This window comes from Brevundimonas sp. SS2672 (assembly GCF_059579685.1).
In genome coordinates this window covers 1,903,622-1,926,682 of record NZ_CM184201.1, presented here as the reverse complement: position 1 = coordinate 1,926,682, position 23,061 = coordinate 1,903,622, and the positions used below count along the sequence as shown (strand labels likewise).

Here is a 23,061-nt window from a genome sequence, read left to right as displayed (position 1 = left end):
CCCTATAGTCTTAGGGCGGCCCCTTGCGGGGCCGCCCCTTACATTTTCGTCATGTTCGACCGATGGGCCGGATCAGCGGCGCTGAGCGGCGCTCTTGGCGCGTTCCGGGCCGAACTCCGAGCCGGACTTCCATTCCGGCCAGTCGCGGCTGTTGGCCAGGTCCTGACCGACCTTGAACATGACCTCCAGGTCCTGGAGCATGCCGGAATAGTCCCAGTCGGATTCCCACTCGTCCGCCGCCTGGTGATAGCGGTGGGCTCGATAGTCGGCGGCGCGCGCCAGACGCGGCTCGATCGGGGCGTCGACGAACTCGCCCGTCGAGGACAGATAGGCCATCGGCACGCCCTTCTTGGCGAGCGGGAAGTGGTCGGAGCGGAAGTAGATGCCCGCCGCGGCGCCGGCGTCGCCGACGAAGCCGCGCCCTTGCGCCGCGGCCGCCGCGATCACCGGCTCGTCCAGTTCCGAATGGCCGTAGCCGGTCACGCCCAGCTTGTTCATCCGACCGAAGACGGCGGCCGAGTCGATGTTGAAGCCGCCGACGGTCTTCTCCACCGGATACAGCGGGTTGGCGGCGTAGAACTCCGAACCCAGCAGGCCGCTTTCCTCGCCGGTGAAGCTGATCATGACGATGGTGCGCTCAGGTCGCGGTCCGGCCGACCATTGGCGCGCCATCTCCAGCAGGGCCGCCGTGCCCGAGGCGTTGTCGATGGCGCCGTTGAAGATGCGGTCGCCGTTGGCGTCCGGCTCGCCCATGCCGATGTGGTCCCAGTGGCCGGTGTAGAGGATGGTCTCGTCCGGGTGGGTCGAGCCTTCCAGCTTGGCGACGACGTTGTGGGTGACGATGCGTTCGGACTTCACGTCCATGCGGGCGTCGAGGGTCGCGCCGGTCAGTTCGACGGGCTGGAAGTCGCGGCTGCGCGCCTTGATCTTCTCCTGCTCGAAGTCGAGACCCGCGCGGCGGAACAGGTCGACAGCCAGATCACGCTGGATCCAGCCTTCCATGGCGACGCGCTCGGCCGACGGATCGGCTCGCACGATGTCGAACTGCGGCACGCCCCAGGAGTTGGCGACCGTGGTCCAGCCATAGGAGGCGGGCTTGGTCTCGTGGACGATCAGCACGCCCGCCGCGCCCTGACGGGCGGCTTCCTCGAACTTGTAGGTCCAGCGGCCGTAGTAGGTCATGGCCTCGCCGCCGAAAGTGTTCAGCGACGGGTCTTCAAAGTCGGCGTCGTTGACCAGGACGACGATCACCTTGCCGCGCACGTCGGTCTTGAAGTCGTTCCACTGACGCTCGGGCGCGCTGATGCCGTAGCCGACGAAGACCAGCGGCTTGTCCTTCAGGTCGACGCCGTCGGAAGGCAGGCGGGTCGTCATGGTGACTTCCTGGCCCTGCGTCAGCGGCTGGCTCCAGTCGCCCAGCTTCAGCTGGCCCGAGACGTTGGAGACGGTGAAGCGGTTCAGGCCGACGGCCTGGGTCCAGCCGCCGTTCTCGCCGCCCGGCGCGAAGCCTGCCGCCGCATACTGACGGCTCAGATAGTCGATGACCTTCTGCTCGGCCGGAGTGGCGATGCCGCGCCCCTCGAAGCTGTCGTCCGACAGGACGCGGATGTCCTCGGAAATGCGCGCGGCGTCGAAGGCGGGCGCGGTCTGGGCGACGGCGCCGCCGGCCAGCGAGGCGGCGAACGCCAGAACGGCGATGGACGTTGAAAGACGCATACAGTCTCACCTCTCGGAGAATTCGATGGCGGGACCGTAGTGAGCCGGATCGCGGGAGTCGACAGCCAAGCGCCGCGTCGACGGCGCCTGGCTGGGACAGGGGCGGAGGATCAGACGGCGGCCAGAGCCTGGTCCAGGTCAGCGATCAGGTCGTCGATATGCTCGATGCCGACGGACAGACGCACCGTGTCCTCGGTCACGCCCGCCTTCTTCAGCTCGTCGGGCGACAGCTGGCGGTGGGTGGTCGAGGCCGGGTGGCAGACCAGCGACTTGGCGTCGCCGATGTTGACCAGACGGGTGAAGATCTTCACCGCGTCCTGGAAGCGGGCCCCGGCCTCGCGGCCGCCCTTGACGCCGAAGGTCAGCAGACCGGACGCCTTGCCGCCGAAATACTTCTGGATCAGGGCGTGATCCTTGTGCTCGGGAAGGCCGGCGTAGTTGACCCAGTCGACCTTGGGGTGGGCCTTCAGCCATTGCGCGACGGCGGTGGCGTTCTCGACGTGGCGGTCCATGCGCAGCGCCAGCGTCTCCAGCCCCTGCAGGATCAGGAAGCTGTTGAACGGCGAGATGGCCGCGCCGGTGTTCCGCAGCAGGACCGTCCGCACCCGGCCGATGAAGGCCGCCGGGCCGAAGGCCTCGGTATAGACCACGCCGTGATAGCTGACTTCGGGCGTGTTCAGGCGCGCGAAGCGGTCCTTGTGCTCGGCCCAGGGGAAGGTCCCGCCGTCGACGATTGCGCCGCCGATGCTGGTGCCGTGGCCGCCGATGTATTTGGTCAGGGCGTGGACGACGATGTCGGCGCCATGCTCGATCGGCCGGGTCAGGTAGGGCGTCGGCACCGTGTTGTCGACGATCAGCGGCAGGCCTTGCGCGTGCGCGGCGTCCACCAGCGCGGCGAAGTCCACCACATTGCCGAGCGGATTGCCGATGGATTCGCAGAAGACCGCCTTGGTCCGCTCATCCGTATTGGCCGCCACCGCCGCGATGTCGTCGGCGTCGATGAAGCGCACCTCGATGCCGTACTGAGGCAGGGTGTGGGCGAACAGGTTGTAGGTGCCGCCATAAAGGGCGCCCGTGGCGATGATGTTGTCGCCGGCCTCGGCGATGGTCAGGATCGCATAGGTGATCGCCGCCATGCCCGAGGCCACGGTCAGGGCGGCGACGCCGCCCTCCAGCGCCGCCAGACGCTGCTCCAGCACGTCGGACGTCGGGTTCATGATGCGGGTATAGATGTTGCCCGACACCTTCAGGTCGAACAGATCCGCCCCGTGCTGGGTGTCGTCGAAGGCGTAGCTGGTGGTCTGATAGATGGGCACCGCCACCGATTTGGTGGTCGGATCGGGCGCATAGCCCGCGTGCACGGCGAGGGTGTCGAACTTCATGGCTTCCCCGGGAGCTTTCGACGCAAGGCGCGCCGATTCACACCAGCCTTAGCAAAGCTCGCCGCGAAATGGGATTTCAGTTTTTCTGCGAGAGCGGTCAGATTTTCTGACCGCCCCGCATGATGACGTCAGTTGTTGAAAAGGAAGTGCATGACGTCGCCGTCCTTGACGACGTAGGCCTTGCCTTCGGCGCGCATCTTGCCCGCTTCCTTGGCGCCCGCTTCGCCCTTCAGCGCGACGTAGTCGTCGAAGGCGATGGTTTCGGCGCGGATGAAGCCCTTTTCGAAGTCGGTGTGGATGACGCCCGCCGCCTGCGGCGCCGTGGCGCCGACGGGGATGGTCCAGGCGCGCGCTTCCTTCGGCCCGACGGTGAAATAGGTCTGCAGGCCCAGCAGGTCGTAGGCGCCGCGGATCAGGCGGTTCAGGCCCGGCTCCTCCAGACCCAGGGTTTCGAGGAACTCGGCCTGTTCGGCGTCGTCCAGCACGGCGATCTCGGACTCGATCTGGGCCGAGATGACCACGGTCTGGGCGTTGTCCGCCTTGGCGCGCTCGGCGACCTTGGCCGACAGCTCATTGCCCTCGGCGGCCGAGCCTTCCTCGACGTTGGCGACGTAGAGGGCGGGCAGGGCGGTCAGCAGCTGCAACATGTCCCAGGCCTTGCGGTCTTCCTTGGACACCTCGGCCAGACGCGCGGGCTTGCCGTCGCGCAGCTTTTCGAGCGCGGCGTCGATCAGCTTCAGGTTCAGCTGGGATTCCTTGTCGCCGCCCTTGGCGCGCTTCTCGATCTGGACGCGGCGACGCTCCAGGCTTTCGAGGTCGGCCAGCATCAGCTCGGTCTCGATGATCTCGAGGTCGGAGATGGGATCGATGCGGTTCTCGACGTGGGTGATGTCGTCGTCGATGAAGCAGCGGGCCACGAAGGCGATGGCGTCGCAGTCGCGGATGTTGGCCAGGAACTGGTTGCCCAGACCCTCGCCCTTGGAGGCGCCGCGCACCAGACCGGCCACGTCGACGAAGGTGATGCGAGCGGGGATGATCTCCTTCGACCCGGCGATGGCGGCCAGGGCGTTCAGCCGGGCCTCGGGCACGGCCACGTCGCCGGTGTTCGGCTCGATGGTGCAGAACGGATAGTTGGCCGCCTGGGCCGCCGCCGTCTTGGTCAGGGCGTTGAACAGGGTGGACTTGCCGACGTTGGGCAGGCCGACGATCGCGACTTTAAGAGCCATGGTATTCCTCGTGAGCGCGAGCCTTTAGCCGGTTCGGGCCGGTTTGTCAGGCTCGCGCCGCCAAGAGAGGGTTTTACTCTTCCGAATCCACCACCGGCGGCTGTTTGATCGCCGCGTGGACGCCGATGGGACCGGCCTTCTCGAACGTCAGGGTGAAGGAGGCCACGCTGCCGTCGACCAGCGGATCGCGCAGGCCCATCAGCATGATGTGGTTGCCGCCGGGCTTCAGCTCGACCGGGGTTCCGGCGGGCAGGGGCAGGCCGTCGTGCAGGTGGGCCATGCTCATGACCCCGTTCTCCATCTTCATCTCATGCACCTCGGCCGACTGGGCCAGGGCGGTGGAGACGCTGACCAGACGGTCGTCGGAGCCTGCCGTCAGGGTCAGGTAGCAGCCCCCGGCCTTGGCGCCGTTGGGCGTAGGGCGGCACCAGGCGTCGGCGACCTGGACCGTGCCGGGCGCGACCGTGGCGTCCTTGGCGGCTTCGGTCGATTTTTCAGCGGGCTGGCCGCAGGCGGCGAGGCTGAGGGCGGCGGCCGACAGGGCGGTCAGGGCGAACAGTCGTTTCATGTTGAAGCTCCTTATCAAGAGGCTGCGACGGGCTTGGACCCGGTGAACGCACGCACCGCTCGGTCGAGCAGCAGGGCGGCCACGAGGCTCAGTCCCGTCAAGGGATAGAGGATGGACAGGGGGATGACGATGCACAGCACGGCGATTCTCGCGCGCGGGCCGGGCGGAGCGGGCGGGGCGCCGGTGCGGCGGCGTGACAGGCTGGGCGGGCGGCGCTTCCACCACATGACCAGACCGCTGATCGCCAGCAGCCAGGCAGCGATGCAGCCGATCAGCATGACGATGCGATTGATCCAGCCGTATTGCATCCCCTGATGGACGGCGATGCCCCATTCAAAGCCCTTGGCCATGACGCCGAACTGGCTCCAGCGCAGGTCTGCCTTCACCGACCCGCTGACGCTGTCGACATAGAGGCTGCGGGCGTCTTCGGCCTTGCGGGTCTGGCGCGCGACGGTCCAGGCTAGGTCGGAGGACTGAGGGATGCTGACGGTGAAGGGGCGGGGCAGACCCTGTTCATGCGCCGTCTGAAGCACGCGGTTCAGGCTGGGGGCCGCATGGTCATGCCCGTGGACGTGATCATGGGCGGGAAGGACGGCGTTCTCCAGCGTCCAACCCACGCCTGCCGGGGCGTCGTGAGGCTTGGCGTGGCTCCAGGGGCTGGCGGCGGCGGGCGCGGGCGGGCGGCCCAGCCCGGTGTCGCGCATGACGCCCATGAACTGATCGCCCCAGACGGCCGACCACGGCATTCCTGTGACGGCGAGGAAGATGATCACTCCGCCGACATAGAAGCCGGTCAGGGCGTGAACGTCGCGCCAGAAGGGGCGGCGGCTGGCGTCGGTCTCACGTGGCCGCAGCACGGCGCCGGTGCGGCGGCGCGGCCACCACAGATAGAGGCCGGTGGCGCACAGGATGATGGCCCAGCCCGCAACGATCTCGACCAGAATGTTCAGCGCCGTGCCGATGGGGCCGCCGAACAGGCTGAGGGAGTGCAGCTTCTTGATCGTCTCGGTCACACCGCCATAGTCGGTCACGCCGGTGACCGTGGCTGTGTGCGGATCGACGAAGACGGTGCGCTGGGCGCCGTCGGGCCGGTCGACGCGGACGCGCACGGCCTGATCGGCGCGGTCAGGGACCAGCACGTTCGCCGCCCGGCCTTCGCCTGCGCGGGCGGCGGCGGCCAGCCACTGATCGGGATCGGCCTGCTGGGCGCTGACCGGAACCTCGATCATGGAGCGATAGACGGCGTGGTCGATCTCGTCCTTGAACAGATAGAGGCCGCCCGTCAGCGTCAGCAGCATCAGGAACGGCATGACCAGCACCCCGGCGTAGAAGTGCCAGCGCCAGACGGCCCGATAGGCGCCGGACATCACGTCCGGCGCCTTGGTCTTGAGAGAGACGGTCATCAGTAGGCCAGCCGCAGGCCGACGGAGACCGAACGGCCCTCGCCGGGGAAGAAGACGGCCGTCTGCGCCAGGCTTGCGTCGGTCACGGCCGAAAACTCGCCGACGTAGCGTTTGTCGGTCAGGTTGCGCGCGTCGATGTAGACCGAGGTTCTGGCGTTGATGTTGAAGCCGCCCGTCAGCCCCAGCACGGCGTAGTCCGGCGCCTTCGTGGTGTTGGCGTAGTCGACGTAGGGACTGGACATCCGCCACTCGACCGACGGGGTGACGAAGACGCCCGTCGGGTGGCGCCAGGTCAGTTCGGCCCGGTACTGGTGCTCGGGCACGACCGGCAGGCGGTTGTCGCCCCAGCGCGCGTCGCCGTCGAAGCGGAAGTCGCTCCAGTTATAGACCTGACGCAGCATCAGCGATCCGTCCGCCAGTTCGACCGGCAGGGTCCAGTCCAGCCCGGCCTCGATCCCCTGGTGGATGGTCTTTTTGGCGTTGAAGGTGGCGGCGGGGATGTCGGGGCTGGTGATGAAGTTCAGCATCTCGCCTTCGATCCGGCTGCGATAGGCGACCAGATCCCAGGCCAGAGGGCCATGACGGCCGCGCGTGCCGATCTCGCCGGTCCAGGCGTCCTGAACCTCGACCGGGGTGAAGCCGGTCAGCGGCGCCTGCACCAGGGCGCCATAGGTCGGCGGCTCGACCGAGCGGGTCAGGTTGGCGAAGACCTGGGCGCCGCTTTCCGCTTCCCACAACAGGCCCATGCGCGGCGAGAACCACTCATAGTCTCGGCTGGCGTTATTGGCCGGGGTCATGCGGTCCAGATAGTCGCGCGTGGCGCGCCCCCATGAGCCGCCCGCGACCAGGGCCAGTTGGTCGGTAACGAACAGCCGTCCCTCGGCGAAGACGTCCAGCCCAGAGGCTTCCTGACGCGCATCGGCGGTCTTGGCGCCGCGCTGGCCCGCCAGGTTCACATAGCGCAGGGCCTCGACCTCTCCCTCGCGCCACGAGAAGCCGTAGAAGGCGTCGGCGCGCAAGCCGCCGACATTGCCCGTCCAGTCGATGCGGGCGAAGGCGCCGCGCGTGGCGCTGTCCTGATCCAGCACCTGGAAGATCGGGTGGTACAGCGACTTCTCCCAGCCCCAGACGGCGCCCTCGAACAGGGTGGATTCATTGAAGCGCCAGCGAGTCTGCAGCGTCAGCCGCTTGACCGTCAGATCGCGGGCCTGATCGCCGGACAGGGCGCTGGCGGCGGCCTTGCGCGGCGTGGTCAGCGCTTCTTCCAGCGTCAGGGAGCCGGGCATGTCCTGCTTGATGTCGGCGGCCTGGGCGATCAGGCGCACCTCGCGGTCCTCGCCGAAGGACCGGCCTGCATTGACGGTCAGGCGGCCTTGCGACTGTTTGCTGTGGTCGCGCCAGCCGTCGCCCTGCATGGCCGTGGCGGCGGCATAGACATCCCAGTCGCCATAGGTCTCGGCGACGGCGCCGTGAGCGCGCACGAAGCCGTAACTGCCGCCCTCGATCTGCATCAGGGCGCGCTGGCGGGCCGTGCGGCCGGTCGGGGTGACGAGGTTGATGGCGCCGCCCAGTTGCGCCCCGCCGAAGCGCAGGGTGTTGGCGCCCTTCCACACTTCGACATAGCGGGCGCTGAGGGAATCGACGCTCTGGAAGTCGGAAAAGCCGTCGGCGTCGGCGAAGGGCACGCCGTCCTGGGCGAACAGGACGCCGCGCTGGTGGAAGCCCTGGGCGATGCCCGAGCCGCGGATCGACAGGCGGCTTTCCTCGCCGAACCGTTTCTGCGCCAGTACGCCGGGGACGTTGCGCAGGGTGTCGGAGAAGCCCTGCACGAAGCGGTCGGAATAGCTTTCGGCCGACACCACGGCGACGGCGCCGGGCGTGCGGCTGAGGCGGTCACGGGCCTCGGCTACGACGGTGGGGTCTTCGGCGTTGCGACGGCCGGTGACGATGATGCTGTCGACGACGGTGGGGCTGTCAGCGCCGGGCAGGGCGTCGGCGTGAGCAAGGGCAGGCGCCAGGCAGGCGCCGATCAGCAGGGCGCACGGCGCCGCAGCGGTCTTGAGAGACATGGAACTTGTATCCTGAAAACAGAGGCAAGGCCGCGCAGGCCTTCAGCAGGCGCGCGGCGTCGATGGGTCTGGTTTTCAGGCGTGAGGCGGGGCGCGTGACGGCGGGCGCGGCGGGGCGCGGGCCGGGGGCGGGGGGCTGGCGGTGACGGGGGCGTAGACGACGGCCTGCGTCAGACGCACGACCGGCGCCGGTTCCGGCGCGGCGGGCGCGGGCAGGGCCGCCAGCAGCGGCATGACGCAGGCGGCGCATTTGGCGCCCATGTGCTCCTTGATCGGGCCGTCGACGCCGCCGGACTGGATGGTCTGGGGACCGTCGGCCGAGCAGATGACGATGGGCTGGCCGGGCGTGGAGGCCGCCAGTGCGGCGAACGGCATCAGGCTGCCGATCACGATGGCGAACGTCGCGGCCAGGAAGGCCAGCGAGCGCCAAGTCGACCAGTTTTCTGCCTGAGAGCGGGTCACGATGCCTGGCCCTTAAACCCTCCCACGCGGGGAAGCCAGACCGGCCGGGGCGACGCGGGGTCGCGCGACGCCTCGACAATGCCGCTTTTCCCGTGCCAGCGTAGCGGTCGGACAGTCATCGAGGATACGCATGATCCGCGCCATCGGACCTTTCGCTCTCGCCCTGCTTCTCGCGGCGCCCGCAGTCGCGCAACAGGTGGAGGAGGGGCCGGGCGGTCCCGACCGCGTGTCTCTGACCGTCTATAATCAGAACATCGCCCTGGTGGAGGACGTGCGGAACCTGAACGTGCCCGCCGGACGTTCGCGCCAGGAGTTTCCGGGCGTTTCGGCCAGCATCCGGCCCGAGACGGTGGGGTTGTCGGGGCGCGGTCTGTCGGTGGTCGAGCAGAACTTCGACTATGACCTGCTGACGCCGGGCAAGCTGATGGAAAGCGCTGTCGGCAATGAGATCGGCATTGTCCGCACCAATCCCGGTTCGGGCGCGCAATCGACCGAACGCGCCCGCGTGCTGGCGGCGAATCAGGGCGTGGTGCTGCAGATCGGCGACCGTATCGAGGTGCTGCGCGACGACGGCGTGCCGACGCGCGTCATCTTCGACCGGGTGCCGCAGAACCTGCGCCCGCGTCCGACGCTCAGCGTGACGCTGGACGCCGAGGGGGCTGGTCGCCGCGAGACGACGTTGTCCTATCTGACCAGCGGCCTGACGTGGAAAGCTGACTATGTCGCTCGTTTCGACGAGAAGGCGGGCAAGCTCGACCTGACCGGCTGGGTGACGCTGACCAACAACTCGGGCGCGACCTTCAGCAACGCCCAGACGCGGGTGGTGGCGGGCGACGTCAACCTGATCAATCAGGGCGGCTATAATCCGCGTCCGCCGGTCCGTGTGTCCAATACGCGCGGCAATGGAACCCAGTCGGGCGGGCAGGGCGCGCTGGCCGATGTCTATGTCTATCCTCTGCCCGAGGCCGTCACGGTCGCCAACAACCAGACCAAGCAGGTCGGCCTGATCGACGCGGCGGGCGTGCCTGCGACCAAGCGCTATCTGCGGGTCGTCGACGGTTTCTACAGCGCCGAGGAGCCGATCGCGGCCGAGGTCGGGGTCATCTTCGCCAACGGATCGGGCGACGCGGCGCGCGCCCTGCCGGCCGGCGTGATCCGCGTCTATGTGAAGGATGAGGCGGGCGAGCCGCGCTTTATCGGCGAAAGTCAGGTCGATCACTCGCCTGCCGGGTCCGAGATCGTGGTGACGACGGGCGACGCCTTTGACGTGACGGTGCAGCCGCGTCTGGTCTCGTCCGAGCGGGTGTCGAAACGCCTGGTCGACTATTTCCGCACCCGCTATGCGATGGAATACACCGTCCGCAACGCTCGGCCCGAGCCGGTGACGGTCGAGGTGCGCCAGCGCGGTCTGGGTCGCGACACGGAGCTGACGGACCAGAGCATCGAGGGCGAGATGCGCGACGCCCGCACCGTCGTCTGGCGCGTGCCGGTGCCAGCCAACGGCGAGACCAAGCTGACCGCGACCATCACCACGGGCGGTTGATCTCATGCGCCGCCTTCTGGCGATCACCACAGCGTTGAGCCTTCTGGCGCCCACGGTCTGGGCGCAGACGGAGAGCGTGTCCGCGCATCCTGACGGGGCGACGGTGGTCATCTATCGTGATCAGCCGGTCGATACGGTCGCCCTGATGGAGCAGTCGCGCCAGCCGTGGAGCCGGCTGGACCGGCAAGGGCTGGCCCTGATCGTCGAGACGCGCACGGTCGATCTTCCGGAGGGCGAGGCGATCATCCGTTTTCGCGGCCTGGCCACCGGCATCGTGCCGCAGAGCGCGGTGCTGGAGGGCCTTCCCGCCCATGTGGTCGAGCGCAACGCCGATTTCGACCTGCTGTCCCCCGCCAGCCTGATGGAGAAATCCATCGGCGAGGTGGTGCGCGTCGTCCGCACCAATCCCGCGACCGGCGAACAGGTGGAAAAGGCCGCCGTGATCCGCGCGGGCGCCCAAGGCACGGTGTTGGAGATCGACGGCCGGTTCGAGGCGCTGGACTGCTCTGGCCAGACCGAGCGGGTGGTTTTCGACCGCGTGCCCGAGGGGCTGGGCGACCAGCCGACCCTGTCGGTGCGCACGCGCGCCGAGCGGGCGGGGAGGCACACGGTGACGCTGGCCTATCTGACCACAGGATTGCAGTGGTCGGCCGACTATGTGGCGCGGCTTGACCCGACGGACGGCACGCTGGACCTGACCGGCTGGGTGACGCTGGCCAACTTCGGCGGCACGGGCTTCCCAGACGCGCCGGTGCAGGTGGTGGCTGGCACCCTGAGGAAGGATGCGGGCACCACGCCGGTCGAGCCGCTGGTCCGCTATCAGCAGAACCAGTGCTGGCCGCAGGGGACGACGACGCTTGGGTCCGGCGAACTCGCGAACTATGGCGCGGCGCCTCCGGCGCCCCCTCCGCCGCCTGCGCCTGCTCCGATGATGCGGATGGCGGTTCAGGAAGCGGCAGCCGATATCGTCGTCACCGGCAGCCGTGTGGCGCGTCAGGGCGAACTGGGGGACTACAAGATCTACACTCTGCCTGAGCCGACGACGGTCGCCGCGCGTCAGACCAAGCAGGTGCGCTTTCTGGAACGCGAGGACGTGTCCTATGAGCGGGTCTATCGCGCCGGAGTGCTGAACGCAGACGAGGAGGCGCAGCCTACGGCCATCGTCATGAAGCTGCGCAACGAGGAGGGCGCCGGGCTGGGCGTGGCCCTGCCGGGCGGTTCAGTGGCGGTGATGCAGCCGGATGGGACGGGCGGCGTTCTGCTGGCCGGTCAGGACCGGTTCGAGGACAAGGGCGTGGGGCTGCCGGTGCGGTTGGCCTTCGGCGAATCGCCAGACGTGCGGGTGCAGACGCGGCTGGTGAAGTCGGGCAGGTCGACGCGCGGCGCCGTCACGACCGAACGCACCGAAGTCGAGGCGACTGTCACCAACGCCCGATCCGAGCCGGTGACGGTCGAACTGGTCGCCGACGCCGCCATGCAGCGCGGCTTCCGTATCCGCAGCCAGTCGGTGCGCAGTCGGGTGGACGACACCGGCTATCCGGTGTGGACGCTGAGCGTGCCTGCGAACGGCGCGACGACGCTGAAGGCGGCATGGACGACGACGGATTGAGCCTGCGCATCCCTCTCCCGATGGGAGAGGGCTTGAGCCTCCAAGAGCGTAGCGATTGGAACAGGCGAAAGGGTGAGGGTTCTTGGCTGGGTGTTCGGGGGCGGGGTTTGACTTGGCCGGGTCCGTGTCGCCTCTCATCCAACGGCTGAAGCCGACTGCATCCGTGAACCCTCACCCTTTCGCGCAGCCGTTCGCCTTCGGCTCTCGGGCGCTCAAGCCCTCTCCCATCGGGAGAGGGTTATTCGCCCTTGGCCGCCTGCCTCGGGCTGAACTTCGGCGCGGGGGCCAGGCGCATGACTTCGCCCTGATAGCGTTCGTCGTCGCCGTTCACCGCGAAGGGCAGGGCGTCGGCGCAGGCCTGCAGCAGCGCATCCAGCCACGGCTTCTCCGCCTTATGGAAGTCGCCCAGGACGTGGTGCATGACCAGCTGCGGCTCGCCGGGATGGCCGATGCCCATGCGGGCGCGGCGGAAGTCGGCGCCCAGGTGGCTGATCAGGCTGCGCACGCCGTTCTGGCCCGCTGCGCCGCCGCCCTTCTTCATGCGGAAGCGGCCGGGGGCGAGGTCGATCTCGTCGTGGAAGACGATGACGTGCTCGGGCTTCACCTTGTAGAAGCGCGCCGCCTCGCCGACGGCCCGGCCGCTCTCGTTCATATAGGTCTGGGGCTTCATCAGCAGGACCTTGGTCCCCTCGACCTCGCCGTCGGCGACGATGGACTGGAACTTGGCGCGCGCGGGGCCGAAGCGCCAGCGGCTGGCGATCTCGTCCACGGCCATGAAGCCGATGTTGTGGCGGTTCTTTTCGTATTTGGCGCCGGGGTTGCCCAGGCCTGCGATGATGATCATGCGGTCCTCATGCCCCGTGCTTCAGGCAAAGAAAAGCCCCGCCAGGCGAACCGGGCGGGGCTGTGTCTCGCTGTTCAATCCCCTCAAGCAGCCCTGCGTCGCGCGCAGGGCGATAGGGGAAGAAACGTCAGGCTTCTTCGGCTTCGCCTTCGACGGTCGTGTCGCCGGCGTCCGACTGGCCCGCGGCCGAGTTCTTGATCGCGGCGATCATGAAGTCGCGGTCGGCGATGGTCGGCGCGGCGCCTTCCGGCAGTTGGATGTCCGAGATGCGGATGTTCTCGCCGATCTCGCGGCCCTTCAGGTCGACGACCAATTCCGACGGGATACGGTCGGCGCGGACCAGGATCTCGACCGTGTGGCGCACGACTTCCAGCATGCCGCCCTGACGGGTGTAGGGCGCTTCGTCAGCGTTGATGAAGGCGACCGGGATTTCGATCTTGATCTCTTCCTTGGCGCCGACGCGCATCAGGTCGAAGTGCAGCGGACGGTCGGAAACCGGGTCGAACTGGATGTCCTTGGCGATGACCGGCTGCGATTCCTTGCCGTGCTTCAGGGTCACCAGGTGGCCGATCAGCTTGCCGGTGTACAGCGACTTGCGGAATTCACGCTCGTTCACGGAGATGGCCACCGGGGCCTTGTCGCCGCCGTACAGGACGCCGGGCACAGCGCCTTCGCGACGCGCGGCGCGGGCGCCGCCGGTGCCCACGTTCTCGCGGACATCAACGTTCAGAATGATCTCGGCCATCGGGCTCGCCTTCAATACAAGTAAACGCCTGCGCGGAACCGGGTCCCGCGCGGCGGGGTCATGAACCCTTCGAATTCAAGAGCGCGGGCTATTACACGGAACACGGGGCGGACGCAACCGCCCCGGCCGCGCCCGCGGCGATAATCGACCTCAGCCGTGCGGAGAGGCGGAGGGTGAGGACTCGTTCTGAGCCTGGGCCATCGGCGCAGGCGCGCCGGCAGGCGGTACGGCCACGGTGATGGTCGGCATCGGACCCGTATATTGGGCCGTGCACTGGGCGAGGTCGCGCACCACGTGACGGCCGGCGCAGAAGATGTCCTCATAGTTCGGCCTGGAAGCGGCCAGACACTGGAACAGCATCAGCTTGGACATGCTGAAACAGAACTCATTGTTCGATTCGGTCGTCAGGGCGTCGGTATTGGCCTTGGCGTCCTCGCCCGCCGCGCCCAGGGCCGCCAGGGCGGCGATGGCCAGGGAGTTGACGATGGCGGGGGTAAAGGGGGCTCCGCGCTGAGCGGCGGCCAGGTTCAGCCCCGAGCCGCTGTTGGCGGCGGCGAACAGGCGGGCGCTGTCCTCGGCCGACGGCAGGCGCGGCGTGGCCGACAGGGTCTTGGCGCCTTCCAGGCGGCCGTCGCGGTTTGCGACGGGCTGGGTGGCCCAGCGACGACGCGGATCGGTGCGCTCCTGAATGGTGTAGGCGTCGCCTTCCACCGCCTCGGCGAGGGCGGTCATGGTCGCGGCGTCCTTGCCCATGGTGCTGGCGATCAGACCGGCGGCCGATTCGGCGCCCGGCAGGGTGGCGGCGTAGGCGGGATCGGCCACGATCTCGCGCCACCATCTGCTGGCGCTGGGCCGGGTCGGCGGCGTACTGGCGCACGCCGGCGACGTATTCAGGCGATTGCAGGGCCAGGATGGCGCCATAGGCGATCATGCCGCGCGACAACTGGCCGGCCTCGACGGCGGCGCCCTTGCGGACGGCGGCCTGGATGGATTCGGCGTCGGGGAAGCCCGCCTGGATCGACCCGACTTCACGCACGAAGGCCACATAGACCGAAGCGGCTTCAGCCACGCTCTGATTCAGAGCCAGGGCGGGGGAGGCGGCGGCGGCGGCGGAGGCGGCGGCGCTTCCGGTTCGGGCGTCGAACAGCTGGCCAGGACGGCGGCGGCGGCGACAGCGGCGACGGAGAGGCCGCGGCGCAAGAAGGCCTGGGGCATCGGCGGTCTTCCCTTGTTCTTAAGCGATACGCACTTGGAGGGGCGTCCGAGGCGCTCGGCGCCCCAGACTACAGACCCCTATATCGCGGAGGGAATGGTTAGCCGAACCTTAATCGAACAGCTTTGAGACCGACTCTTCGTTGGCGATCCGCCGAATAGCCTCGCCCATCAGCGGAGCCACGGACACGCGGCGAGATCTTCGAGCACTTCAAAACTTCGTCAGGCTGTTCGATGGAGTCGGTGATCACCAGCTCCTTCAAGGGGCCGTTGGTGACGCGATCCACGGCCGGGCCGGACAGGACGCCGTGGCTGATGTAGGCCGAGACCTCGGTCGCGCCGCGATCGATCAGCGCCTTGGCGGCGTTTACAAGAGTGCCGCCCGAATCGACGATGTCGTCGAACAGGATGCAGCGGCGGCCTTCGACGTCGCCGATGATGTTCATGACCTCGCTCTCGCCCGCCTTGGGGCGGCGCTTGTCGACGATGGCCAGGTCGGCGTCCAGGCGGCTGGCCAGCGAGCGGGCGCGCACCACGCCGCCGACGTCGGGCGAAACGATCATCAGATCATCGCCGCGCGGATAGTTTTCCTTGATGTCCTGGGCCAGCACCGGCGTGGCCACCAGATTGTCGGTCGGGATGTCGAAGAAGCCCTGAATCTGGCCTGCGTGCAGGTCCATGGTCAGGACGCGGTCGGCGCCCGCACGGGTGATCAGATTGGCGACCAGCTTGGCCGAGATCGGCGTGCGGCCGCCCGTCTTGCGGTCCTGACGGGCGTAACCGAAGTAGGGCATGACCGCAGTGATGCGCCGGGCCGAGGCGCGCACCAGCGCATCGGTCATGATCAGCATTTCCATCAGGTTGTCGTTGGCCGGATAGGAGGTCGACTGGATGATGAAGACATCCTCGCCGCGCACGTTCTCCTCGACGACGGCGAACACCTCATTGTCGGCGAAGCGTTTCACCTGGGCCTTGGTCAGCGGCATGTCCAGGTGCGAGGCGATGGCCTGGGCCAAGCTCCGGTTCGAATTGCCTGCAAGCAGCTTCATTGACCGGTCATCCTTTCGCCGTCATCGCCCCGCCAATAGTCGCGGACGCGTTTCTGGACGCGCTCTCTAGGCGGCGAACGGGGCGGCGTCCAGCCGTGTTCCGGTCGTATCTTCGATTTCAGCCGATTGGCTTGGGCGCGGGCGCTGTTATAGAGGACGCATCCTGCTAACGAGGGCGCGTGTCGCGTGTCCGCGTCCCGAAGGCATCTTGATGAGGTCGCCCTTGCTCGCTTCGAAGTCTCGTACCGGCCTGACCCTGTTGACGGTCGCCGTCGCGGCCCTGTCGCTCTCTGCCTGCGCCGGCAACAAGCCGCGCCAGAAGCTGGCCTATGAGGAGCGTCCGGTCGAGGCTCTCTACAACACCGGCTATCAGCGCCTGCAGTCCAAGCGCTGGATGGACGCCGTCGACTATTTCCAGGAAGTCGAACGCCAGCACCCCTATTCGGAGTGGGCGCGTCGGGCGATCCTGATGCAGGTCTACGCCTATTATCAGAACAACAACTATCAGGACGCGATCGCGGCGGCTGACCGCTTCATCGCCCTGTTCCCCGGCAATCCATCGGCCAGCTACGCCTTCTACATGAAGGCCGTCTGCAACTTCGAGCAGATCGTCGACGTGGGCCGGGACCAGGGCTACGCCGAAGCGGCGCTGGCGGGGCTGCGCGACGTGGTGCGTCGTTATCCAGGTTCGACCTACGCCACCGACGCGCGGGTCAAGATCGACATGGTCAACGACCAGCTGGCCGGCAAGGAAATGACCGTCGGCCGCTATTATCAGCGGGCCAACCAGCCTCTGGGCGCCCTGAACCGCTACAAGACGGTCATCAACAACCCCGATTTCCAGCGTACGTCGCACACGCCCGAGGCCCTGTATCGCCTGGTCGAAGTCAATCTGAGCCTGGGCCTGACCGAGGAGGCGACCCGCAACGCCGCCGTCCTGGGCCACAACTTTCCGGGCAGCCCCTGGTACGCGGAGGCCTACGCCCTGCTGAACGAGCGGGGCCAGAGCCTCGACGTCAAGCCCGAGGGCAAGCGCGAATCCTGGCTGCAACGCCTGATCCCCGGCGGCGCCTGATCCGGTCGCAGAAAGGAGCGCGGGGCGTGATTAAGGCGCTGCGTTCCTGTTCTGTTTCCGGCTACGATGCGGCGAAACCTCGAATCAGATCGCCCATGCTGACCACGCTCTCGATCCGCGACATCGTGCTTGTCGACGCCCTGGACCTGGAGGTCGAGGCGGGCCTGACCGTGCTGACCGGCGAGACGGGGGCGGGCAAGTCCATCATTCTGGATGCCCTGGGCCTGGCGCTAGGCGCGCGCTCCGACGCCGGACTGGTGCGCAACGGCGCCAAGCAGGCGTCCGCCACGGCCGTCTTCACCGCGCCTGATGACGAGGCGCTGATCGCCCTGCTGTCCGAGCGGGGCTTCGAGGCGGCGCCGGGCGAGGAACTGATCCTGCGCCGCGTCGTGTCGGCCGACGGCCGCAGCCGGGCCTATGTCAACGATCAGCCCGCCGGGGTGGCGGCCCTGCGCGAAATCGGCGCCCTGCTGGTCGAGGTGCACGGCCAGCATGAGACGGTCGGCCTGCTGGACTGGAAGACGCACCGCACCCTGCTGGACAACTATGGCGGGCTGCAGCCGCAATTGTCGGGCGTGGCCGGGGCGGCTGAGCGTCTGAAAGCGGCGCAGGCCCATCTGGATGAGCTGGAGGCGTCTGCCGCCGAGGCCGCGGCCAAGGCGGAGGAGATCGCGCTGAATCTGGCAGACCTCGACGCCCTGGACCCCAAGCCGGACGAAGAGACGGAACTGGCGGGCGAACGGGCCATCCTCGGTGCGGCGGAGAAGGCGGTGGCTGATCTGGCCGATGCGCGCAACCTGCTGGGCGGGGACAAGTTGAGCCAGCGGCTGGCCTCGGCCCTGCGCGCGGTGGAGCACGCGCGCCAGCGGGCGGTGCAGGCGGGGGCTGAGGGCGACAATCCTATCATCGTCAAACTGGCGCTGGCGGCCGAGGCGGTGGACCGCGCCCTGGTTGAGGCGACGGAAGCGGTGGCCTGCGTCGACGCCGCCGCCGACGCCTTCGACTTTGAGCCGGGCCGTCTGGACAAGGCGGAGGAGCGGCTGTTCGCCTTGCGCGCGGCCGCTCGCAAGTTGAACACCCCGGTTGAGGCTCTGCCGGCGCTCCGGATGCGCCTGCGTGAACAACTGCGTCTGATCGAGGACGGGGAAGAGGCTCTGACCAAGGCCCGACGCGACGTCGCCGCCGCGATAGAGGCCTATGATGTGGCGGCCCTGCTGCTGACTTCGGCGCGCGAGACGGCGGGAGATCGGCTGGTCGCCGCTGTCGTGGACGAACTCGGTCCGCTGAAGCTGGAGCGCGCGCGATTCCGCGTGACGCTGGAGCCGGTCGAGGGGCGTCGCGGCCCGATGGGCGTCGAGACGGTGCGGTTCGAGGTGGCGACCAATGCGGGGACCGCCTTCGGCCCGCTGGATACGGTGGCCTCGGGCGGGGAACTGGCGCGCTTCGCCCTAGCGATGAAGGCGGCTCTGGCCAGCCGCGAGGACCAGCGCCAGCCGGTCATGATCTTCGACGAGGTGGATCAGGGCGTCGGCGGCGCCGTGGCCGAGGCCGTAGGGGGACGCCTGCAACGCCTGTCGCGCGGCGCGCAGGTGCTTGTCGTGACGCACAGCCCCCAGGTCGCGGCGCGCGGCCACGCCCACTGGAAGGTCCGCAAGGCCGACGTGGAGGGCCATACGCGGACCTCCATCGACGTGCTGGAGGAAGGCCCGCGTCAGGAAGAGATCGCGCGGATGCTGTCCGGCGCCGAGATCACCGATGAAGCGCGGGCTGCGGCGCGGGTGCTGATCGGGTAGGGGCGATCACGTCCTCCCAACTCATGCTGTTGCAGACAACATTGGCGGAGCGTGCGACGCCCTGTTGATGCAATCTCTGGGCGCGAGAAGGGTCTAGCGGGCCGCGATCCAAGGCATCCTGGAAAGACAGGACTTCAACGCCGGTCAGACAACTGCGCGCCATCTTTTCCTCCACGACATAAGCGCGAGTCGAGGCGGAGGAACCTTCCCAGACGCCATCCAGCGCGTCGCTCGTGGCGCGACCGGCCAGACGATACAGAAGCCAGCCTGGATGGATTGTATTCCGTCGGGCGAAGTCCAGTTGTAGCTCGACGAGTTGGGACAAAGCCGTCACGACCAATTCGGGTTCGCCTTCGCTACGCATTTTTTCGACCAGCATGGGGTCTGCGCCTCCATGAATCACGATCAGCGCGCCGGGTTCAACGATCAACTGACCGGCAAGGGGCAGGAAGTAGTTCGCACATGAGGAGCTGCATTCTTTACGAACGCGCATGCTGAGACGCTGTCCCTCAAAATGCTGCGCGATTGTGATTGCAGCTTCGACGGAGCCGCCTCTGCTGTCCAAAAGCAGCTCAGTCGTTGTTGGCTGAAAGCGGGCCTTTACGCAGGCGGCCATCGCATCGTCGATCTCGCCCTGGATGAGGAAGACGGTCGACGAATCCTGACGGCAACGCTCGTCGTCAGCTTGAGCGGTTGATGGAAGCGCAGACGTCAACGCCACCGCCAGCAGGAGGCAGGTCCCGTGCATCATGAGGTTGATGATGAAAGGACGGTGTTCATTCATTTCTTGACGTGAACACACAACGCCATCAGCCTCAATCAGTGGTGGAGATCAGACCCCCAGAATCCAGCCTTCTTCGCTTTCGACCTGGGCGATCAGGGCTTCGTCTGCACCGGCGGGCGGTGCAAACGCCTTCTGCAGGTCGCCGGCGTCGTCCATGCGGGCGAAGGCTTCGGCGGCGGCGCGGACCTGGGCCTGGGTCTTGTATTCCTTGACGCCCTCGGCGTTCACGCCGCGCTTGGCTTCATAGAGGGCGGGCCAGACTTCAACGACGACGGCCGACAGAGGCTCGATGTCGGCCTCGGTCAGTTCGCGCCAGCCTGTGCCGAAGGGCCAGACGGCGGCCGAGGCGCCCAGAGTGTCCAGCAGGTGGCGCAGCATGGGAACGCCGACCAGGGTCAGGCCGCCGATCGCGCCGGCGCCGTGCATCTGCCAGACGCTCTTGGGCGGCAGCTTGTCCTTGCGCGCGGCCAGTTCCGTAGCGCGGAACTCGGGGATGTCGGCGCCGGCGCCTTCGGGCGGCTTGGTCGTGGTCAGCCAGCGCTGGGCCTGGCTGGCGGGCGCGCCCCAGAAGGGCCAGGGCTCGTCCGTCATCAGGCGGTTCATCTTGGCCGCGACCTGGTAGCGGTTGTTCGTGTTGTCGGCCTTGTCGACGATGTTGGCGGCCAGGAACCTGCCCATGGCGTCCCACGGGCGGCCGTCCAGTTTCAGCCGCGCAGCCGTTCCGGCCGGGAAGCCGAAGTCGAAGTCGAAGCCCACCAGCACGCGGTCGCCGCGCTTGCGGTGTTCGGCCAGCAGGTCGGTGATCAGCTTCTCGCCCTCGGCGCGCGTGGCGACGTTGTGTGTCTCGGCATAGAGGCGGAAGCGCACGTCGCGCTTGGCGACGCCGATCCACAGGGTCTGTTCGCCCAGCTTCTTGCCCTCGGCGGCGGTCCAGTTGGCGATGATGTAGGCGTCGAAGAGGCGGGCCACGGGGGCTCCTGAAGAAAGAAGCAAAAAGAGGGACGAGGGGTTCTAGCCGCCCGGACTCAAGCCGTGAAGGGCGATCAGCGTTGCATCAGGGCTTCGACGTGCGACAACCAGCGGCGCCCCAGCCGCAGGCCCTCGCCCGGAGAGCGGGCGCCGCTGGTCTTTTCGGCCTCGGAGGCGGGGGCGGTGCGCGATCCGTTCCAAAGGGCCAGTTCGAACTCGGCGTTGTGGGGATCGCTGAAGATCAGCCGCAGCACGACCAGTTCGGCGTCGGGCGCGTCCAGGTCGATCTCCTTGCGCATCTGACCGCGCAGGACGCGGGCGACGACATGGCCGTCGACGATGATCTCGGCGCCCAGCACTTCCTCGAAGGCGTAGACCAGCCCCATGGCGCCCCGGTTCCACAGGACGACCAGTTGCCCGCCGTCGAGGTCCAGTCCGGCGGCGCGGCCTTCGTGGGCTGACAGGGCCACGGTGTCGGCCGGGGCACCCAGCGCCTTCTTCATCGCCCGTCGCAGTCGCCGCTCGGACTCCATCCACCAGGAAAACAGCAGGACGCCGGTGGTCAGGAAGGCGGCGATCAGGGCGATCAGCAGAATGGCCCTGAACGTGTCGCCCATGGATCAGGCCTCCAGATCCAGATCGACCACGACGGGGACGTGATCGCTGGGCTTTTCCATGTCGCGCGCGTCGCGGTGCGTCTCGATGGCGCGGAAGCGGTCGGCGGCCTGGGGCGACAGCATGGCGAAGTCGATGCGGATGCCGTGGTTCCTCTGCCAGGCGCCCGCCTGATAGTCCCAGAAGGTGAAGGTTCCGGCCGGTTCGCGGCCCAGTTCGTGGGAATCGGCCAGGCCCAGCCATTTCAGCGTGCGGAAGGCCTCGCGGCTTTCGGGCTGGAACAGGGCGTCCTCGGCCCAGGCGGCGGGGTTCTTGGCGTCCTCGGCCTCGGGGATGACGTTGTAGTCGCCGCACAGGGCCAGCGGTTCCTCCAGCGCCAACAGTTCGCGCGCGTGGTTCTGAAGGCGTTGGAACCAGGCCAGCTTGTAGGCGAACTTCTCGGTTCCCAGCGGATTGCCGTTGGGCAGGTAGATGGAGGCGACGCGGATCGGGCGGGGTGCCTCGATCAGGGCCTCCAGGTAGCGGGCCTGTTCGTCCGTATCGTCGCCGGGCAGGCCGCGCCGCACGTCCGACAGCGGGTACTTCGAGAGCAGGGCGACGCCGTTGTAGCTCTTCTGGCCGTGCGTCTCGACGTTGTAGCCCAGGTCTTCAAAGGCCTCGCGCGGGAACTTCTCATCTACGCACTTGATCTCCTGGAAGCAGGCGACGTCGGGATTGGCGGCCTGAATCCACTCCAGCACCGTGGGCAGGCGGGCGTTGACCGAGTTCACGTTCCAAGTGGCGATGCGCATGGGACGCAAAGCTAAGGTGAGCCGCTTCATTCGGGAAGAGGGGCGGGCAAAACAAAGACGCCGCCGGATTGCTCCGGCGGCGTCTGAAACTTCAGGCTGAAATCAGAGTCAGCTGTTCGGCGCAGCGGCCGGAGCCGTGGTCGTCAGCTTGCAGCCGCCGCCGACTTGCTGAGCGGTGGCGCAGGGGTAGACCTGCTGCACGGCCTTGGCCGTGTCGAAGCGGACGATGACGCCGTCCGCGCCGTTGCAGGCGGCTTCATAGAAGGAGCCGTTGGCGTTCTTGCCCATGTAGCGGGCCTGGCTGACGTCGCAGGCGGCGGCTTCGGAGCCGGCCAGCCAGCCCTTCAGCGTGGCGACCTGCTCGGCCGGCGTGGTGAAGCGGCACGTGGCGTTGGCCGAGACCAACTCCATGCAGGAGACGACTTCCCAGCCCGAGGCGGCTTTGTTGATCTGGGCGCCTTCGACGCCGGCGCAGCCGACCTCATAGACCACGGCCCCGCCCGGCTTGGCGCCGATGATGGAGCCTTCGTCGACCGTGCAGGCCACGCCGGCTTCCTTGGCGAAGGCGGTGATGACGGCCATGGCGTTATCGTTGGCCGGCATGCTGCATTGCGAGCCCACATCCGCTTCCGGATCACGCGCACGGGCCTGTTCGGCCGAATAGGCCAGCACCATGCAGTCCGTGGCCACCGGCGGGGTCGAAGTCAGCAGCAGATAGCCGGGACCGGCCGCGCAGGCGACCTCATACAGCGACTCCTTGTTGGGCGACTGGCCCAGCAGTTTGGACTCGGTGATCTGGCAGTTGGTGTTGGTCGCGGTCAGCACGCCCTGGGCGGCGGCCTGGACCTCCTCGGCGCTGGGCGGCTGGGGCGCGCGTTGGCGCTGCTGCTGCTGACGGCGGGCCAGACGGCCTGTCGGGGCGCGTTCTCCGGCGCGTTGCTCGTTCAGCGGATCCTGTTCATTGCCGCCAGGGCCGACGGGAGCCGCGCCTGACCGGACCTGGGCGACGCTCAAGGAAGGCGTAAGGGTCATGAGCGCCAGGGCGGCTGCCACAACGACCGTGCGGCTACGGGTAGGGAAGGTCACAAAACTGCTCCGGGCCTCGAAAAGGATAAAGCAGCCTTGGCGGCGTCTTTGGCTGTGGTCAAGCGCAAGTGCGCCTTGATGCTGGACGATCGTCTCATGTTCCGCTTATCTGCACGATAG

At 67.8% G+C, this 23,061-nt stretch carries 19 protein-coding genes and 1 pseudogene; 4 read left to right on the top strand and 16 right to left on the bottom strand.

The window, feature by feature from the left end; translation table 11 throughout:
- Positions 1-72: 72 nt before the first annotated feature.
- From AC52GN_RS09775 to AC52GN_RS09745, 7 genes are all read right to left on the bottom strand, one after another.
- Entirely contained in the window at positions 73-1,716 is a 1,644-nt protein-coding gene (locus AC52GN_RS09775; RefSeq protein WP_496526904.1) for a M28 family metallopeptidase, read from the bottom strand.
- 110 nt (positions 1,717-1,826) lie between these two features.
- Positions 1,827-3,098, bottom strand: a complete 1,272-nt coding sequence (locus AC52GN_RS09770; RefSeq protein WP_496526903.1) for an O-acetylhomoserine aminocarboxypropyltransferase/cysteine synthase family protein — start codon at positions 3,096-3,098, stop codon at positions 1,827-1,829.
- 128 nt (positions 3,099-3,226) lie between these two features.
- On the bottom strand, positions 3,227-4,324 hold the full coding sequence (gene ychF, locus AC52GN_RS09765; protein WP_291776269.1) for a redox-regulated ATPase YchF: 1,098 nt from the start codon (positions 4,322-4,324) through the stop codon (positions 3,227-3,229).
- A gap of 73 nt (positions 4,325-4,397) precedes the next feature.
- On the bottom strand, positions 4,398-4,892 hold the full coding sequence (locus AC52GN_RS09760) for a copper chaperone PCu(A)C (RefSeq protein ID WP_496526902.1): 495 nt from the start codon (positions 4,890-4,892) through the stop codon (positions 4,398-4,400).
- Between the two features lie 14 nt (positions 4,893-4,906).
- A complete protein-coding gene (locus AC52GN_RS09755) occupies positions 4,907-6,295 on the bottom strand; it encodes a PepSY-associated TM helix domain-containing protein (protein ID WP_496526901.1) in 1,389 nt (462 codons plus the stop codon).
- Entirely contained in the window at positions 6,295-8,364 is a 2,070-nt protein-coding gene (locus tag AC52GN_RS09750; RefSeq protein WP_496526900.1) for a TonB-dependent receptor family protein, read from the bottom strand. Before AC52GN_RS09750 ends, AC52GN_RS09755 begins: the two co-directional genes overlap by 1 nt.
- 75 nt (positions 8,365-8,439) lie before the next feature.
- The gene (locus tag AC52GN_RS09745) at positions 8,440-8,826 is read right to left on the bottom strand and encodes a DUF2946 family protein (RefSeq protein ID WP_496526899.1); all 387 of its coding nucleotides are present in this window, start codon (positions 8,824-8,826) and stop codon (positions 8,440-8,442) included.
- 130 nt (positions 8,827-8,956) lie between these two features.
- On the opposite strand from AC52GN_RS09745, the gene AC52GN_RS09740 reads away from it, so the two are divergent.
- Together AC52GN_RS09740 and AC52GN_RS09735 are read left to right on the top strand one after the other, a co-directional pair.
- A complete protein-coding gene (locus AC52GN_RS09740) occupies positions 8,957-10,369 on the top strand; it encodes a DUF4139 domain-containing protein (protein ID WP_496526898.1) in 1,413 nt (470 codons plus the stop codon).
- A gap of 4 nt (positions 10,370-10,373) precedes the next feature.
- Positions 10,374-11,978: a DUF4139 domain-containing protein gene (locus tag AC52GN_RS09735; protein WP_496526897.1), complete on the top strand. Its 1,605-nt coding sequence runs from the start codon at positions 10,374-10,376 to the stop codon at positions 11,976-11,978.
- A 238-nt stretch (positions 11,979-12,216) separates the two neighbouring features.
- Here the strand turns inward: AC52GN_RS09735 and pth are convergent, their stop codons facing one another.
- The 4 genes and pseudogenes from pth to AC52GN_RS09715 form a co-directional block, all read right to left on the bottom strand.
- Positions 12,217-12,822, bottom strand: coding sequence for an aminoacyl-tRNA hydrolase (pth, locus tag AC52GN_RS09730; RefSeq protein WP_346521236.1), 606 nt, complete (start codon positions 12,820-12,822; stop codon positions 12,217-12,219).
- Between the two features lie 127 nt (positions 12,823-12,949).
- On the bottom strand, positions 12,950-13,567 hold the full coding sequence (locus tag AC52GN_RS09725; RefSeq protein WP_312218132.1) for a 50S ribosomal protein L25/general stress protein Ctc: 618 nt from the start codon (positions 13,565-13,567) through the stop codon (positions 12,950-12,952).
- Between the two features lie 150 nt (positions 13,568-13,717).
- Positions 13,718-14,389: a hypothetical protein gene (locus tag AC52GN_RS09720; protein WP_496526896.1), complete on the bottom strand. Its 672-nt coding sequence runs from the start codon at positions 14,387-14,389 to the stop codon at positions 13,718-13,720.
- Between the two features lie 502 nt (positions 14,390-14,891).
- A pseudogene (locus AC52GN_RS09715) lies at positions 14,892-15,828 on the bottom strand (ribose-phosphate pyrophosphokinase).
- Positions 15,829-16,039: 211 nt separating this feature from the next.
- Between AC52GN_RS09715 and AC52GN_RS09710 the strand changes: the two are divergent.
- Positions 16,040-16,903 carry an outer membrane protein assembly factor BamD gene (locus tag AC52GN_RS09710; protein WP_291776244.1) on the top strand — a complete coding sequence of 288 codons (864 nt, stop codon included), beginning with the start codon at positions 16,040-16,042 and terminating at the stop codon, positions 16,901-16,903.
- A gap of 95 nt (positions 16,904-16,998) precedes the next feature.
- Complete coding sequence (recN, locus tag AC52GN_RS09705) at positions 16,999-18,696, top strand: DNA repair protein RecN (protein ID WP_496526895.1); 1,698 nt, start codon at positions 16,999-17,001, stop codon at positions 18,694-18,696.
- On the opposite strand, the gene AC52GN_RS09700 is transcribed toward recN, so the two are convergent.
- The 5 genes from AC52GN_RS09700 to AC52GN_RS09680 form a co-directional block, all read right to left on the bottom strand.
- Positions 18,653-19,480, bottom strand: coding sequence for a hypothetical protein (locus AC52GN_RS09700; RefSeq protein WP_496526894.1), 828 nt, complete (start codon positions 19,478-19,480; stop codon positions 18,653-18,655). The genes recN and AC52GN_RS09700 overlap by 44 nt on opposite strands.
- Positions 19,481-19,528: 48 nt before the next feature.
- On the bottom strand, positions 19,529-20,449 hold the full coding sequence (locus tag AC52GN_RS09695) for a cobalamin biosynthesis protein CbiG (RefSeq protein WP_496526893.1): 921 nt from the start codon (positions 20,447-20,449) through the stop codon (positions 19,529-19,531).
- A gap of 74 nt (positions 20,450-20,523) precedes the next feature.
- A complete protein-coding gene (locus AC52GN_RS09690; protein WP_338578376.1) occupies positions 20,524-21,066 on the bottom strand; it encodes a hypothetical protein in 543 nt (180 codons plus the stop codon).
- Positions 21,067-21,069: 3 nt separating this feature from the next.
- Positions 21,070-21,855, bottom strand: a complete 786-nt coding sequence (xth, locus tag AC52GN_RS09685; protein WP_496526892.1) for an exodeoxyribonuclease III — start codon at positions 21,853-21,855, stop codon at positions 21,070-21,072.
- 108 nt (positions 21,856-21,963) lie between these two features.
- Entirely contained in the window at positions 21,964-22,887 is a 924-nt protein-coding gene (locus AC52GN_RS09680) for a hypothetical protein (RefSeq protein ID WP_496526891.1), read from the bottom strand.
- Positions 22,888-23,061 lie beyond the last annotated feature (174 nt).

What these genes read in the sequence shown, in the direction of transcription:
- AC52GN_RS09770 (WP_496526903.1), bottom strand. Translation starts at nt 3,098, where the DNA reads ATGAAGTTCGACACCCTCGCCGTGCACGCGGGCTATGCGCCCGATCCG.
- ychF (WP_291776269.1), bottom strand. Translation starts at nt 4,324, where the DNA reads ATGGCTCTTAAAGTCGCGATCGTCGGCCTGCCCAACGTCGGCAAGTCC.
- AC52GN_RS09750 (WP_496526900.1), bottom strand. Translation starts at nt 8,364, where the DNA reads ATGTCTCTCAAGACCGCTGCGGCGCCGTGCGCCCTGCTGATCGGCGCC.
- recN (WP_496526895.1), top strand. Translation starts at nt 16,999, where the DNA reads ATGCTGACCACGCTCTCGATCCGCGACATCGTGCTTGTCGACGCCCTG.
- AC52GN_RS09760 (WP_496526902.1), bottom strand. Translation starts at nt 4,892, where the DNA reads ATGAAACGACTGTTCGCCCTGACCGCCCTGTCGGCCGCCGCCCTCAGC.
- AC52GN_RS09690 (WP_338578376.1), bottom strand. Translation starts at nt 21,066, where the DNA reads ATGGGCGACACGTTCAGGGCCATTCTGCTGATCGCCCTGATCGCCGCC.
- xth (WP_496526892.1), bottom strand. Translation starts at nt 21,855, where the DNA reads ATGCGCATCGCCACTTGGAACGTGAACTCGGTCAACGCCCGCCTGCCC.
- AC52GN_RS09700 (WP_496526894.1), bottom strand. Translation starts at nt 19,480, where the DNA reads ATGAATGAACACCGTCCTTTCATCATCAACCTCATGATGCACGGGACC.
- AC52GN_RS09710 (WP_291776244.1), top strand. Translation starts at nt 16,040, where the DNA reads ATGAGGTCGCCCTTGCTCGCTTCGAAGTCTCGTACCGGCCTGACCCTG.
- AC52GN_RS09740 (WP_496526898.1), top strand. Translation starts at nt 8,957, where the DNA reads ATGATCCGCGCCATCGGACCTTTCGCTCTCGCCCTGCTTCTCGCGGCG.
- AC52GN_RS09725 (WP_312218132.1), bottom strand. Translation starts at nt 13,567, where the DNA reads ATGGCCGAGATCATTCTGAACGTTGATGTCCGCGAGAACGTGGGCACC.
- AC52GN_RS09755 (WP_496526901.1), bottom strand. Translation starts at nt 6,295, where the DNA reads ATGACCGTCTCTCTCAAGACCAAGGCGCCGGACGTGATGTCCGGCGCC.
- AC52GN_RS09680 (WP_496526891.1), bottom strand. Translation starts at nt 22,887, where the DNA reads ATGACCCTTACGCCTTCCTTGAGCGTCGCCCAGGTCCGGTCAGGCGCG.
- AC52GN_RS09735 (WP_496526897.1), top strand. Translation starts at nt 10,374, where the DNA reads ATGCGCCGCCTTCTGGCGATCACCACAGCGTTGAGCCTTCTGGCGCCC.
- AC52GN_RS09775 (WP_496526904.1), bottom strand. Translation starts at nt 1,716, where the DNA reads ATGCGTCTTTCAACGTCCATCGCCGTTCTGGCGTTCGCCGCCTCGCTG.
- pth (WP_346521236.1), bottom strand. Translation starts at nt 12,822, where the DNA reads ATGATCATCATCGCAGGCCTGGGCAACCCCGGCGCCAAATACGAAAAG.